Consider the following 14,289-nt stretch of genomic DNA (forward strand, 5'->3'; position numbering starts at 1 on the left):
GTTGTTGGTTAGTGGTTGTGAGTTGCTGGTCAATAAACGATCAAACGACAACCAACAATTATTTACCTATTATATAGTTTTCCAGTTGTTTCAACGAAATTCTGCCTTCGTAAATCGCTTTTCCGATGATGGTTCCTTCACAACCTAATTCGGCTAATTTTGGCAGCTCATCAAAAGTTGAAATACCGCCAGAAGCGATTAGTTTTACCCCTTTCGCTTCCGCTAAAATTTTCGCATACAAGTCAAAACTTGGGCCTTCGAGCATGCCGTCTTTAGCAATATCGGTACAGATTACGTACTGAATTCCTTTAGTTTGATACTCCTGAATAAACGGAATCAACTCTTCATCAGAATCTTCTAACCAGCCTGAAACTGCAATTTTTTCGTCTTTGGCATCGGCTCCTAAAATAATTTTATCCGAACCGTATTCTGCAATCCATTTTTCGAAAATTGCTCTATTTTTTACCGCAATGCTTCCGCCCGTTATTTGGTTTGCACCGCTTTCAAACGCAATTCTCAAATCAGAATCTGCTTTTAAACCACCACCAAAATCAACTTTCAAACTTGTTTTAGAAGCAATTTGTTCCAAAATTTTATAATTGACAATTTTGCTTGATTTTGCTCCGTCTAAATCTACCAAATGCAGGTATTCGATACCGTGCGCTTCGAATGATTTCGCTACTTCAAGCGGATTTTCGTTGTAAATAATTTTGGTATCGTAATCCCCTTTTGATAAGCGAACACATTTCCCGTCAATGATGTCTATGGCTGGTATTATTCTCATTTATTGATGTCTTAAAGTTTGAAAGTCTAAAGTCGCAAAGTATTATTTTTGATTGTCGATTAACGATTTTTGATTTCAGATTTTCTAAATTGATATTGTAATTGATTTTTGAAATTGATATTGATTAAATTTTTAAAAAATTCTCCAAAATCTTCTCTCCAACAGCACCGCTTTTTTCTGGGTGAAATTGTGTTCCGTAAAAATTGTCTTTTTGCAATGCCGATGCATATTCTAACTCATAATTTGTCGTTGCAATTGCTGCCTCACAATACGGTGCGTAAAAACTATGCACCAAATACATGAATTCGTTCTCCGGAATTCCTTTGAACAAATCCGATTTTAAATCGTAAATCTGATTCCAACCCATTTGTGGTACTTTGACTTTTGGTGTAAATTTTATTACGTCAACATCAAAAATCCCAAGACCTTTTGTAGCGCCCTCTTCAGACGATTTGCACATCAATTGCATACCCAGACAAATTCCTAAAACGGGCTGTTTCAGATTCGGAATCAAACGATCCAAACCGCTTTCTTTCAGTTTTTTCATGGCCGAGCTTGCTTCGCCAACACCAGGAAAAATGACTTTGTCTGCCGCCAGAATTTCTTCTGGATTATTACTCAAAACGGCTTTAAAACCAAGCCTTTCAATAGCAAACATAATGCTCTGAATATTTCCTGCTCCGTAATTTATGATTACTATTTTCATTAAAAAAAGCTTTAAGCTTTAAGCCTTACGCTTTAGGCCTAATGCCTATAGCCTATTGCTTATAGCGTTTTACAACATTCCTTTCGTAGAAGGCAAAATCATTTTTTCCGTATCTCTTTTCACCGCTACTTTTATGGCTTTTGCAAAAGCTTTAAAAATAGCTTCAATTTTATGGTGCTCATTGGTTCCTTCAGCTTTAATGTTAATATTAGCTTTGGCACCGTCTGAGAAGGATTTAAAGAAATGATAAAACATCTCTGTTGGCATTTTACCCACCATTTCACGCTTAAATTCGGTTTCCCAAACCAACCAGTTTCTACCACCAAAATCAATCGCTACCTGAGACAAACAATCGTCCATCGGTAAACAGAAACCATAACGTTCGATGCCTAATTTATTGCCTAACGCTTTTGCAAAAACTTCTCCTAAAGCAATCGCAGTATCTTCAATCGTGTGATGTTCATCAACTTCCAGATCTCCTTTTACCAAAATTTCAAGATCCATTTGACCGTGGCGCGCGATTTGGTCTAACATGTGATCAAAAAACGCAATCCCAGTTTCGATTTTACTTTTACCAGTTCCATCAAGATTTAGGTTGATAAAGATGTCTGTTTCGTTGGTTTTACGTGTAATAGAAGCCGAACGCGCTTCTAACTTCAAAAACTCATAAATGGCTTTCCAACTCATCGTTTGAAGAATAATCGTTTGGTCTAATTCTTCGCGTTTCGAGGATATTTCGTTACTTCCAATTCCATCATTATCGTTGATGAAAATGGCTTTTGCACCCAAATTTTTAGCCAACTCTACATCGGTCAAACGATCTCCTAGCACAAAAGAATTTTCTAAATCATACTCGGGATTATCAATATATTTGGTCAACATTCCGGTTCTTGGCTTGCGCGTTGGCGCATTATCTTCTGGAAAAGAGCGATCGATAAAAATATCATCAAACAAAACACCTTCGTTTTCAAAAGCTCTTAAAATAAAATTCTGAGTAGGCCAAAACGTATCTTCAGGAAAGCTATCGGTTCCAAGGCCGTCTTGGTTGGTCACCATTGCCAATTCGTAATCCAATTCATTGGCAATTTTAGCCAAATATTGAAACGCTTTTGGGTAAAATTCTACTTTCTCCAAAGCATCCAACTGATAATTTTCAGGTTCTAAAACAATCGTTCCGTCACGATCGATAAAAAGTACTTTTTTCATATTTACATTATATTTTGGGCGTGTCCCTCTGGGTCGGGCTTTCGGCTTTATCTTTTGTTCCGCTTCTCTTCACAAAAGGATATCACCTCTATCCCTCACGCAAAACGGTTTTCGATAATATTTTTTTGTTTTGCCACAGATTATGCAGATTAAAAGTTTTTTTTCGCCACGAATTGTACTAATTTTTACTAATTTAATTCGTGCTAATTTGTGGAATTCGTGGCTAAAAATTACACACAATCAAAGAGAAAAATCATTTTAATCATTTAATTTGTGACTCTATTTTAGCTTAACAACTTCAATTCCTTAATCAAAACTGCATTTTCTTCTGGAATTCCAATCGTCAAACGTAGGCAATTTTCACATAAGGGCTGTGTAGTTCTGTTGCGAATTACAATTCCTTTTACGATCAACTCTTTGTATCTTTTATTGGCATCATCTACTTTTATCAACACAAAATTGGCTTCTGTTGGATATACTTTTTCTACAAAATTAATGTCAAGTAAAACTTTAAGTAACTCTTCTCTTTGCTCAATTATAGAGGCTATTTCATTTTTTATTTTATTCACTTCATTTAAGCGCGAGATAGCTCTTTGTTGCGTTAATTCGTTGATATTATAAGGTGGTTTTATTTTATTCAAAACCGAAATTACTACTTCTGAACCATAACAAATTCCCAGACGAATTCCAGCCAGACCATATGCTTTAGAAAGTGTTTGTGTTATCACCAAGTTAGGATATTCATCGATTTCGGTCAGCCAGCTTTCTTTCTCAGAAAAATCAATATACGCTTCGTCAATCACTACCAAGCCTTTAAAATTCTGAAGCAATTTTACCACACTTTCATCCGAAAAGGAATTTCCTGTTGGATTATTTGGCGAACATAAAAAGATAATTTTAGTATTTTGATCAACTGCATCTAATATTTTCTCGACTTGCGGCTGAAAATCATCAGAAAGTAAAATCTCTCTATTTTCTACCGCATTGATGTTGGCCAAAACTCCGTACATGCCGTACGTTGGCGGCAGCGAAATAATATTATCTGTCTTCGGCTCACAAAAAGCTCTAAATAACAAATCCAGCACTTCATCACTCCCGTTCCCCAACAAAATCTGACTTTGTTTTACCTTATTATTTTTAGCTAAAATTGCTTTTACCGAGTTTTGCTGCGGATCAGGATAACGATTTACACCATTTTGAAACGGATTTTCATTCGCATCCAAAAAAATCATTTCTGCAGTATCAAAATCTTCAAACTCATCACGAGCAGATGAATATGGTTTTAGTATTTTAACGTTTTCACGTGTTATTGTATTTATATCGAACTCCATTTTTTTTATTTTTTGAGAAGAGAAAAGAATCAAGAATAAAGATTCAGATCTATCCTTTAACTCTTTCATCTTGCTTCTTGTTTCTATTTTCTTTGTTCTATACTCTTCAATCTTAATGTCACGGCATTTTTATGCGCCTGTAAACCTTCGGCTTCAGCCATAATTTCAATCGCTTTTCCAATGTTTTGAATACCTTTTTCGGAGATTTTCTGGAACGTCATCGACTTCATAAAACTATCCAAATTTACTCCGCTATAATTTTTTGCATATCCGTTTGTCGGCAAGGTATGATTGGTTCCGGAAGCATAATCTCCGGCACTTTCGGGTGTGTAATTCCCAATAAAAACCGAACCAGCGTTGCAAACCCCATTCGAATAAAAATCATCAAATTCTGAGCAGATAATAAAGTGTTCTGGCCCGTATTCGTTGATCAAATCTAAAGCGATAGTGTCGTTTTCGACCAAAATCAATTTTGAATTTTCAATGGCTTTTGCTGCGATTGCTTTTCTGGGTAGTGCTTCTATCTGAATTTGAACTTCTTTTTCGATAGCATTTATCAGCTTTCTTGAGGTCGAAACCAAAATCACCTGACTGTCTGTACCATGTTCTGCTTGTGATAGTAAATCAGATGCCACAAATGCTGGAACAGCAGTATCATCGGCCACGATCAACAATTCTGAAGGTCCCGCCGGCATATCGATTGCGACTCCAAATTGAGTTGCCAATTGTTTTGCAACGGTTACAAATTGGTTACCCGGACCAAAAATTTTATATACTTTTGGGATAGATTGTGTACCGAAAGTCATTCCGGCAATCGCCTGAATTCCGCCAACTTTTACTATTTTGGTTACACCACACAACTGCGCAGCGTATAAAATTGCGGGATTTATTTTTCCGTTTTTATCGGGTGGCGAACATAAAACAATTTGTTTGCAACCCGCAATTTCAGCTGGAACTGCCAGCATCAAAACAGTCGAGAATAAAGGCGCTGTGCCGCCCGGAATATACAAGCCAATTTTTTGAATCGGACGTTTTTCCTGCCAACAATTAACGCCTTCAATCGTTTCTACAGCGACTTTTTCTGTCTTTTGAGCGGCGTGAAATTTATAGATATTACTTTTTGCTAATTGAATAGCCTCTTTTAATTCAGCAGAAATTAAACCTACTGCTTCCTGAATTTCTTCTGAGGTTACCTCATAGTTTTCTATAGTAACTCCGTCAAAAATAGAAGTATATTTAGCCACAGCTTCATCTCCTTTTTTCTGAACTTCCTTGAAAATTTCTTTTACAGTAACTTCAATATCATCTACCGTTTTGGTGGGTCTTTTTAGTATTTCAGACCACGTGTTTGGTTTTGGATTGTCTATTTTATTCATTTCTTTTTTTGCTTTAAGCTTAAGGCTGTAGGCTTTAAGCTTTATTATCTTATGTTTTTTTTGGCTTAAAGCTTATTGCCTAAAGCCTAGAGCGGGCGAAGCCCTTAAAGAACCATTTTCTCAATCGGACACACTAAAATTCCTTCGGCTCCAGCCTCTTTCAATTGATCGATTACATCCCAAAAAGTATCTTTATCAATTACAGAATGTACGCTGCTCCAGCCTTCCTGTGCTAATGGTAAAACTGTTAAACTTCGTAAAACTGGTAATATTTTGCCAATAGCTTCTATTTTATCATTCGGAACGTTCATCAAAATGTATTTTGAATTTCGAGCTCTCAAAACCGACTGGATTCTGAACTTTAAAGTATCGATGTGTTTCTGAATTTCAGGAGAAACCTTTGGTGAAACGGCCAAGACAGCTTCACTTTTTAAAATTACTTCTACTTCTTTTAAATTGTTTTTGAATAACGTGCTGCCACTTGACACGATATCGACAATAGCATCGGCTAGACCAATATTAGGAGCAATTTCAACAGAACCTGAAATTTGGTGAATATCAACGGTCAAGCCAAAAGAATTAAAATATTCGGTAACGGTATTCGGATATGAAGTGGCTATTCGAAGTCCGGCTAAATCCTGAATAGAATTGTATTCGAAGGTCTTAGGAACCGCTACAGAAACTTTGCATTTTGAAAACCCAAGTTTTTGAATCACCTCGATATGTTTTGCTTTTTCCACTAATAGATTGTCGCCAACGATAGCCAAATCCACTACTCCATCGATTAAATACTGTGGAATATCAGAATTTCTCAGATATAAAACTTCAAGTGGAAAATTGGAAGCTTCTGCTTTTAACTGATCGTTTCCATTGTTGATAGAAATACCACAATCTCTAAGAATTTGAATGCTGTCTTCGTTTAAACGACCTGATTTTTGAATTGCAATTTTTAATGTACTCATTTTTTAGTTTTAGTTAAGATTAATAGTTTGAGTACAAAGAATTAGGAATAAAAAAACCCGTTTGATGTACTCAAACGGGTTTTAAAATATGATGATTTACATGCATACCATTAACACATCGCCTGAGAGCAATAATGAAAATGATGATGATGTAATTGATTTAAAAACATTTTTTCTTGAATTTTATTTCTTTGATTCGGATGCAAATATAATAGATTATTTAATAAAAAACGATGTTTTTATTTAACTTAAATGTATTTTTTTGTTAAGAAAAAAATATTTTGGTTTTTAGTTTGCTTCATTTAAGTAAGTCGGGACTTCCAGATCATCAACAAAAGTGAGAGTTACCGTAGTTTCTTCTCCAATTTTACTATCAATTTTAAAGTCAATATGAAGGAGTTCTGAAAGACGTTTTACTATAGATAATCCTAGTCCAATTCCTTTTATTTCTGGATGATCAGATGCTTTTGACCTAAAAAATGGATTAAAAATTACATCTAGATCTTCTTTGTCTATTCCGATTCCATTATCCAAAATCTTGCAGATAGTTTTACCATTCTCTTTGTAAAGCAAAATCGATACCTGCCCATTATTATGACTGTATTTGATGGCATTTGAAATCACGTTTCTAAAAATAGTAACAATCAAATAATTATCCGAGTTAATAAAGTAAGCTTCCTCTGCATCCACTTTTACAGCGATTTTTTTGCTTTTAATTTTAGATGAATTTAACGTAAGAACATCCAAAATTAGCCCATTCAAATAAACCGACTCAGATAAAATATTCTTCCTCTGATTCTCAAAACGCGCCAGTAACAATAGTTGATCAACCAATATATTCAAATTATCAACTTCTCTAACGCAAAAATTTATTTTGTCTTCATATTCTTTTTTATCACGAGATTTACGAATCAATACTTCAAGTGTTCCTTTAATAACTGTGAGAGGCGTTCTTAATTCGTGTGATGCATCAGAGGCAAATTGTTTTTCTCTTTCAAGTGCATCTTCAACTCGGTCTAATAAATTGTTAATCGTTTGAGAAAGAATATATAACTCGTCTTTTGTTGTCGGAAGCGTAATTCTTGTTTTTAAATTGTTTCTTGTTATGGTTCGGGAAGTATTTATGATAGAATTGATGGGTTTTATACTCCGTCCAGCAAAAAAACGGGCAATAAAAAATAACAAAACTAAAATTAACGGAAAAGTAAATACCAAAATATCGAACAAATTATCTAAAAGTACTCGAGAATAAGTAAGCGACATGGCAATAATCAAGTATCCGACTTTTTTAGAATTCATTATAATAGGAACCTGAACCTGTCGTAAAATATTATTACTGATTTTTGTGTCAAACAATTCAAAATTTTCTACAGAATCGTGAAAAATAAGACTCTGTGTTTTAAGATTAGGAGATTTTTCTAAAACCTTTTTATTTGCATCTAAAAACATTACAAAAACTGGATTTACATCAACTGCTCTGTGTTCACGCTCATTCCATTCTTCCTTGTCCGTTAAAATTATTTGATTGTCTTTTACTGTAATTTCATTTAAATGATTTTTGACTTCAATCGTAATATTTTCATCAATATGTTGGTAAACAGAATGTTTTACAATGTAATAAATCGAAAAAAAAACGGCAAAAATGAGTAATCCCGTGATTACGATATAATTTAAAGCTATTCGGCTTTTAAAAGAAATTTGAATCATGTTCTTAATCATTTGCAATGTATCCTATACCCCGAATCGTTTTTATATAATCTTCCTCTATTTTTAAGTTTAGCTTTTTACGAATGGCATTCATAAAAACATCAATAACCCCAGTATCGTATTCAAAATTAATTTCCCAAACATCTTTTAAAATTTGATTACGAGTACAAACTTTACCTTTATTTTTTACCAAATATGTCAACAATGCAAATTCTCGCTGCGTAAGAGCAACTTCAAGATCATTATTGGTTATGATATGTTTTGTCAAATCTATTTTTATACCGCCCAAAGTCAGGATATCTTCCTTTTTGTGGGTTCTAAAATGAATTTTTATGCGCGCCAATAATTCATCAAAACTAAAAGGTTTTTTTATATAATCATTGGCACCAGCCCTAAGTCCTTCTACCGTTTCCTGAACAGTATCTCTTGCCGTTAAAAAAATAATAGGAGTTATTTCGTCTTTAAGCCTAATGGCTTTGCATAAGTCCAAGCCATTAATTTTTGGCAACATCCAATCTAATATAATCAAATCGAACTTTTTGTGCTGAGTGAGTTCAAAACCTTTTGAACCATCGCTGGCAGTCGTTATCTCATATCCCTCCTCTTGCAATCCTTGTTGCAAAAACTGAACAATACCAAGCTCGTCTTCCACTATTAAAATATGCATTTTGATTTTTTTATTTGGCTAATAATTTAATTTTTATAAGGTGTTTTTAAATATCAAAGATACTTATTTTGAGCGCAAAAAAGTTTCAAAATCATGATTATAGTCAATTTAAGCAATTCTTAAGTTAACGTTAAGTAAGGTAAAAGCATAACCGAGCACTTGTAAAAGCGATTGCTCTTAATTTTGCTAAAAAATATCACATGAAGTTTTTGAAAAAATTTGCACCTCTATATTATCTTGCATTATTTTACCTGATTATCAGTTTTTTTCTTAGAATTATTTTACTATTTCATCCTATCACGCAGAGTACTTTTACTGTTTTCCAAAGTTTAAAAATCTTTAGTCTGGGATTATTTTCTGATCTTTTTGTCTTTGTAATTGCAAGTTTATTTTTATGGTTGTATTTGATTTTTATATCGAATTCTAAATACAATAAACCGTATGGATATATCATTTTAGGAGTTCTTACTACTTTGTTTTTATACGTAGCCTCCGGCAAAAGTATCGTGACCGAATATGGTGGTGCTTTACCCAAAATTATTTTAATTTTTATCGGACTAAAAACCATTTTATTCGCCCTTTTACTATTTTTTCCTAAATGGAGAGCAAAAATTAGATTTTGGCTTTTTGCCTTTGTGCTGTTTTTGTATGTTTTACTGATTTTACAAAACGGGATTAGTGAGTACTTCTTTTGGAATGAATTTGGTGTAAAATACAACTTTATCGCAGTCAATTACCTTATTTACACCAATGAAGTAATCGGAAACATAATGCAATCCTATCCTGTGATTCCAATATTTAGCGCTTTATTTTTGATCACTGGCTGTGTTACTTACTTTATTCTAAAAAAAGTAAAAAATTATATTGAAGAAATTCCAAATTTTACCGAAAAAATAAAAATAAGTGTTCTTTATTTGGGGCTTTTTGTCGTTTCGTTGTTTGCTGTTCCAACTTTGGCAAAAGCCGAAAACTCCCGCAATGTATTTGTTAACGAGTTACAATCTAGTGGTTTATACAAGTTTTATTTGGCTTTTCAGAATAATAAATTAGATTATTTTAAGTTTTACAAAACCTTACCAGAAGAAAAAGCATTTGCGTTGCTAAAGCTCCAATTTCTAGGTATTTCGGGAACAACTACTATTCGAAAAATAGAAAGTGATTCAGCAGAAATTCATAAAAATGTTGTGCTAATTACCATAGAAAGTTACAGTGCCAACTTTATGAAAGCTTATGGAAATGAGCAAAATATAACGCCTTTTCTGGATAGTTTGGCTCAAAAAAGTTTGCAATTTACCAACTTATATGCGGCGGGAAACCGCACCGTTAGAGGACTTGAAGCCGTAACGCTCTGTTTGCCTCCAACAGCGGGAGAAAGCGTTGTAAAACGAGAAGACAACAAAAATAAATTTTCTACTGGAGCCATTTTTAAGCAAAAAGGATACAACTTAAACTTTATGTATGGGGGCGATGCATTCTTTGATAATATGCAAGATTTTTACTCTGGGAATGGCTACGAAATTGTAGATAAATCAAGTTTTTCTCCAGAAGAAATTACATTTTCTAATGTTTGGGGAGTTTGCGACGAAGACATGTACAACAAAGCAATAAAAGTTATGAATCTTGAAGCGAAACAAAACAAGCCGTTCTTCAATCATATAATGACTGTGAGTAATCATCGACCTTTTACCTATCCTAACAATAAAATTGATATTCCGGGAGACATAAAATCGCGCGATGGAGGCGTAAAATATACCGATTACGCATTGCGAAAATTCTTTACCATGGCTCGTAAACAGCCTTGGTTTAAGAATACCATTTTTGTGATTGTTGCAGACCATTGCGCTTCGAGTGCTGGAAAAACAGAATTACCGCTGGATAAATACAGAATTCCTTGTTTTATTTTTGGTACTGATATTAAACCTCAAAAAATCAATAAATTGGCATCTCAGATTGATATTATGCCAACTCTTTTTGGTTTGCTGCATTTTAGTTATGAAAGCAAATTTTTTGGTCAAAATGTTTTACAATCAAATTATCAGCCGAGAGCTTTTATTGCAACTTATCAGGATTTGGGTTTGATAAAAGACAATGTTCTGACTGTTTTATCGCCTAAGCAACGTGTTAGACAATTTAGTTTACATCAAAATATGCAAGAAGGCGTTGCACCGGAATATCAAATCTATTATGATGAAAAATGTATGAAAAAAGAAAGAACCGATTTGGTCAATGAAACGATTTCGTTTTACCAAGCGGCTTCCTATTTGCTGAAAGAGAAGAAATACGAGAAATAGCAACTGCGAAAGTGCCTCTGAAAATGAGTGCAATAGCCCTGATGGGAGCGGCATCCTTTTTATTTTTTCTTTAAAAATAAAAAGATACAGCGGACAGCAGGAAATAGCTTCTAAAAAAAAGCCTCAAATCGTTATAATTTGAGGCTTTGCTTTATTAAGAAATCAGGATTAATTTCTAATTAACTTTTTGTATTTCAAACGTTTCGGAGTTAAATCACCACCTAAACGTTTCTTTTTGTTCTCTTCGTATTCTGAGAAACCACCTTCGAAGTAATACACTTCAGAATCGCCTTCGAACGCTAGAATATGTGTACAAATTCTGTCGAGGAACCATCTGTCGTGTGAAATAACTACGGCACAACCTGCAAAATTCTCAAGACCTTCCTCGAGTGCACGAAGGGTATTTACATCTAAATCATTGGTTGGCTCATCTAATAAAAGTACGTTTCCTTCTTCTTTAAGCGTCATGGCAAGGTGCAAACGGTTACGCTCACCACCCGAAAGCATGGAAACTTTTTTGTTTTGATCGCTTCCGCCAAAGTTAAAACGGCTTAAATAAGCGCGGGAATTTACCTGACGACCGCCCATCATGATTAATTCCTGACCGTCTGCAAAATTTTCCCAGATCGATTTGTTAGGATCAATATTAGAATGCGACTGATCTACATACGCAATTTTTACAGTTTCTCCCACAGAAAACTCGCCTGAATCTGTTTCTTGCTCGCCCATAATCATTCTGAAAATTGTAGATTTACCGGCACCGTTTGGCCCAATAACACCCACAATACCAGCTTGTGGCAAAGTAAAGTTTAAATTATCGTACAATAATTTATCGCCAAAAGCTTTGGCTACATTTTTGGCTTCGATAACGTTGGTTCCTAAACGTGGTCCGTTCGGAATATAGATTTCCAGATTTTCATCCAGTTGTTTTTGATCTTCGTTTAATAACTTGTCGTAATTCTGCAAACGTGCTTTTTGTTTGGTTTGACGACCTTTTGCTCCTTGACGAACCCAGTCTAACTCACGTTCTAAGTTTTTACGACGTTTTGAAGCTACTTTTTCTTCAAGAGCCATTCTGCTTGATTTTTGGTCTAACCAAGAAGAATAATTCCCTTTCCAAGGAATACCTTCTCCTCTATCCAACTCTAGAATCCAACCTGCAACGTTATCCAAGAAATATCTATCGTGTGTTACAGCGATTACAGTTCCGGCATATTGCGCCAAGTGCTGCTCTAACCAAAGCACCGATTCTGCATCTAAGTGGTTGGTAGGCTCATCTAGCAACAATACATCTGGCTGTTGCAACAACAAACGGCACAAAGCAACGCGACGACGCTCACCACCAGAAAGGTTTTTAATTGGCGTATCTCCGTCTGGCGTACGCAAAGCATCCATAGCAATTTCTAGTTTGGTATCGATTTCCCAAGCTCCCATTGCATCAATTTTGTCTTGCAAAAGCGCCTGACGCTCCATTAGCTTGTCCATTTTTTCGGCATCTTCATACACTTCTGGCAAACCAAAACTATCGTTTATTTTATTAAATTCGTCTAAGACAGCCATAGTTTCGGCAACACCTTCACGTACAATTTCGATTACTGTTTTATCATCATCCAACTGAGGCTCTTGCTCTAAATACCCCACAGTATACCCCGGAGCAAAAACAACATCTCCCTGATAATTTTTGTCAACACCGGCGATAATCTTCAAAAGCGAAGATTTTCCAGAACCGTTTAAACCCAAAATACCAATTTTAGCTCCGTAAAAAAAGCTTAAATATATGTTCTTCAATACCTGTTTGTCGCTGCTTGAGTAAGTTTTACTCAGTTTTGACATCGAGAAAATTACTTTCTTATCGTCTGACATTTCTATTTATTTTTTATTGTTTTAATTGTATAACAGTATTCATAATTCAATTGATTTTTCAATTCAATATGAATTTTAAACTCTTCCTTTTAAGGCATTAAAAACCCATGCATTGGCAAAAAAACCAACACCTACAGCTACAAATCCCCAGCCCGAAACATCTCTGTATCTAAAGGCTCCGAGAGCTATAAGTAACAATCCCATTAGTATCATTATAAAAGTGGCCCATCCTAAAATGGTATTTTTATTCATTCCCATAACTTTGTTAATATAATTTTAATGTGGCTTTATTTTTTTGAAGTGCAAATATCGTGAATTTTCACGGTTTAATTAAATATTTTATACAGCATTTCTTTTAACAAATCAGATTGGGGCAAAGCATTGGCGCCTACTCCCTTACTTTTAACGTCGACATCGCGTAAAGCACCTACAATCTGACTCACTTTTCGCATCGGATAATTTTTGATCGCCAAATCGTATTCCTTTAAAAAATAAGGATTTACCCCTATCACAGAAGCGACATTTTTGGGATTTTTATCTTTTAATCCGTGGTATTTTAAAAGCTGCACAAAAAATCCAAAAACCAATCCCGTTGTCATTACTAAAGGATATTCTTTAGGATTATGAGCAAAATTTTCGGCAATTTTATACGCTTTTAGTTGGTTGCGTTCCCCAATAGCTTTGCGGAGTTCAAAAACATTATAGTCTTTGCTAAAGCCAATGTTTTCCTCAATATGTTGTGGTGTAATAACAGTTCCCTGAGGCAAAATAATCTGTAATTTTTCGAGTTCGTTATTGATTTTACTCAAATCTGTTCCTAAAAATTCGACCAACATCGCATTAGCTTTTGGATCAATCGTGTATTTTTTTCCAGCCAGTACACGCTTTATCCAGTCGCCTACTTGGTTTTCGTATAATTTTTTGCTTTCGTAAACCACCCCATTTTGTGCCAATAATTTGGTTACTTTTTTACGCTTATCAAGCGTTTTGTACTTGTAGCAAAAAACAAGCACCGTTGTTTCCATTGGATTATTGACGTATGATTCTATTTTATCAATCGTTCTGGACAAATCCTGTGCTTCTTTTACAATAACCACTTGTCGATCCGCCATCATGGGATAACGTTTAGCCGTTGAAACGATATCTTCAATTGAAACATCACGACCATACAAAACCGTTTGATTAAACCCTTTTTCTTCCTCAGAAAGCACATTTTGCTCTATGTATTCTGATAATTTATCAATATAATAAGGCTCTTCACCCATTAAAAAATAAATAGGTTTGATGTTTCCCGCTTTTATATCATTAACAATTTTTACAACTTCATCCATTCCATTCTTTTGTTTCAATTTTTAAATTTCAAGTTTTACCCGAAACCTAAAACTATTTTATATTT

At 34.6% G+C, this 14,289-nt stretch carries 13 protein-coding genes; 2 read left to right on the forward strand and 11 right to left on the reverse strand.

Annotated features, from left to right (window positions below):
* Positions 1 to 58: 58 nt before the first annotated feature.
* From hisA to hisG, 6 genes are all read right to left on the reverse strand, one after another.
* Positions 59 to 784 (reverse strand): 1-(5-phosphoribosyl)-5-[(5-phosphoribosylamino)methylideneamino]imidazole-4-carboxamide isomerase, encoded by a 726-nt coding sequence (gene hisA, locus J3495_RS03745; protein WP_210665236.1) that lies wholly within the window; start codon positions 782 to 784, stop codon positions 59 to 61.
* 124 nt (positions 785 to 908) lie between these two features.
* Entirely contained in the window at positions 909 to 1,490 is a 582-nt protein-coding gene (hisH, locus tag J3495_RS03750; RefSeq protein ID WP_210665237.1) for an imidazole glycerol phosphate synthase subunit HisH, read from the reverse strand.
* 69 nt (positions 1,491 to 1,559) lie between these two features.
* Complete coding sequence (gene hisB / locus J3495_RS03755; RefSeq protein ID WP_210665238.1) at positions 1,560 to 2,696, reverse strand: bifunctional histidinol-phosphatase/imidazoleglycerol-phosphate dehydratase HisB; 1,137 nt, start codon at positions 2,694 to 2,696, stop codon at positions 1,560 to 1,562.
* Positions 2,697 to 2,980: 284 nt separating this feature from the next.
* Positions 2,981 to 4,027 carry a histidinol-phosphate transaminase gene (gene hisC, locus J3495_RS03760; protein WP_210665239.1) on the reverse strand — a complete coding sequence of 349 codons (1,047 nt, stop codon included), beginning with the start codon at positions 4,025 to 4,027 and terminating at the stop codon, positions 2,981 to 2,983.
* Positions 4,028 to 4,110: 83 nt separating this feature from the next.
* The gene (gene hisD / locus J3495_RS03765) at positions 4,111 to 5,403 is read right to left on the reverse strand and encodes a histidinol dehydrogenase (protein ID WP_210665240.1); all 1,293 of its coding nucleotides are present in this window, start codon (positions 5,401 to 5,403) and stop codon (positions 4,111 to 4,113) included.
* A 104-nt stretch (positions 5,404 to 5,507) separates the two neighbouring features.
* The gene (gene hisG, locus J3495_RS03770; protein ID WP_210665241.1) at positions 5,508 to 6,365 is read right to left on the reverse strand and encodes an ATP phosphoribosyltransferase; all 858 of its coding nucleotides are present in this window, start codon (positions 6,363 to 6,365) and stop codon (positions 5,508 to 5,510) included.
* 88 nt (positions 6,366 to 6,453) lie between these two features.
* Between hisG and J3495_RS03775 the strand changes: the two genes are divergently transcribed.
* Entirely contained in the window at positions 6,454 to 6,612 is a 159-nt protein-coding gene (locus J3495_RS03775; protein ID WP_210665242.1) for a hypothetical protein, read from the forward strand.
* A 41-nt stretch (positions 6,613 to 6,653) separates the two neighbouring features.
* Here J3495_RS03775 and J3495_RS03780 read toward each other — a convergent pair whose 3' ends face one another.
* Positions 6,654 to 8,072, reverse strand: coding sequence for a sensor histidine kinase (locus J3495_RS03780; protein ID WP_210665243.1), 1,419 nt, complete (start codon positions 8,070 to 8,072; stop codon positions 6,654 to 6,656).
* A 4-nt stretch (positions 8,073 to 8,076) separates the two neighbouring features.
* A complete protein-coding gene (locus J3495_RS03785; protein WP_210665244.1) occupies positions 8,077 to 8,739 on the reverse strand; it encodes a response regulator transcription factor in 663 nt (220 codons plus the stop codon).
* Positions 8,740 to 8,939: 200 nt separating this feature from the next.
* Between J3495_RS03785 and J3495_RS03790 the strand changes: the two genes are divergently transcribed.
* Positions 8,940 to 11,030, forward strand: a complete 2,091-nt coding sequence (locus J3495_RS03790) for an LTA synthase family protein (RefSeq protein ID WP_210665245.1) — start codon at positions 8,940 to 8,942, stop codon at positions 11,028 to 11,030.
* Between the two features lie 168 nt (positions 11,031 to 11,198).
* Here the strand turns inward: J3495_RS03790 and ettA are convergent, their stop codons facing one another.
* The 3 genes from ettA to holA form a co-directional block, all read right to left on the reverse strand.
* Positions 11,199 to 12,893, reverse strand: a complete 1,695-nt coding sequence (gene ettA, locus J3495_RS03795) for an energy-dependent translational throttle protein EttA (protein WP_210665246.1) — start codon at positions 12,891 to 12,893, stop codon at positions 11,199 to 11,201.
* A gap of 75 nt (positions 12,894 to 12,968) precedes the next feature.
* Positions 12,969 to 13,151, reverse strand: a complete 183-nt coding sequence (locus J3495_RS03800) for a CAL67264 family membrane protein (protein ID WP_210665247.1) — start codon at positions 13,149 to 13,151, stop codon at positions 12,969 to 12,971.
* 68 nt (positions 13,152 to 13,219) lie between these two features.
* Positions 13,220 to 14,224 carry a DNA polymerase III subunit delta gene (gene holA, locus J3495_RS03805; protein ID WP_210665299.1) on the reverse strand — a complete coding sequence of 335 codons (1,005 nt, stop codon included), beginning with the start codon at positions 14,222 to 14,224 and terminating at the stop codon, positions 13,220 to 13,222.
* Positions 14,225 to 14,289 lie beyond the last annotated feature (65 nt).

It is taken from the genome of Flavobacterium geliluteum (genome assembly GCF_017948595.1).
Classification (GTDB): domain Bacteria; phylum Bacteroidota; class Bacteroidia; order Flavobacteriales; family Flavobacteriaceae; genus Flavobacterium; species Flavobacterium flavipigmentatum.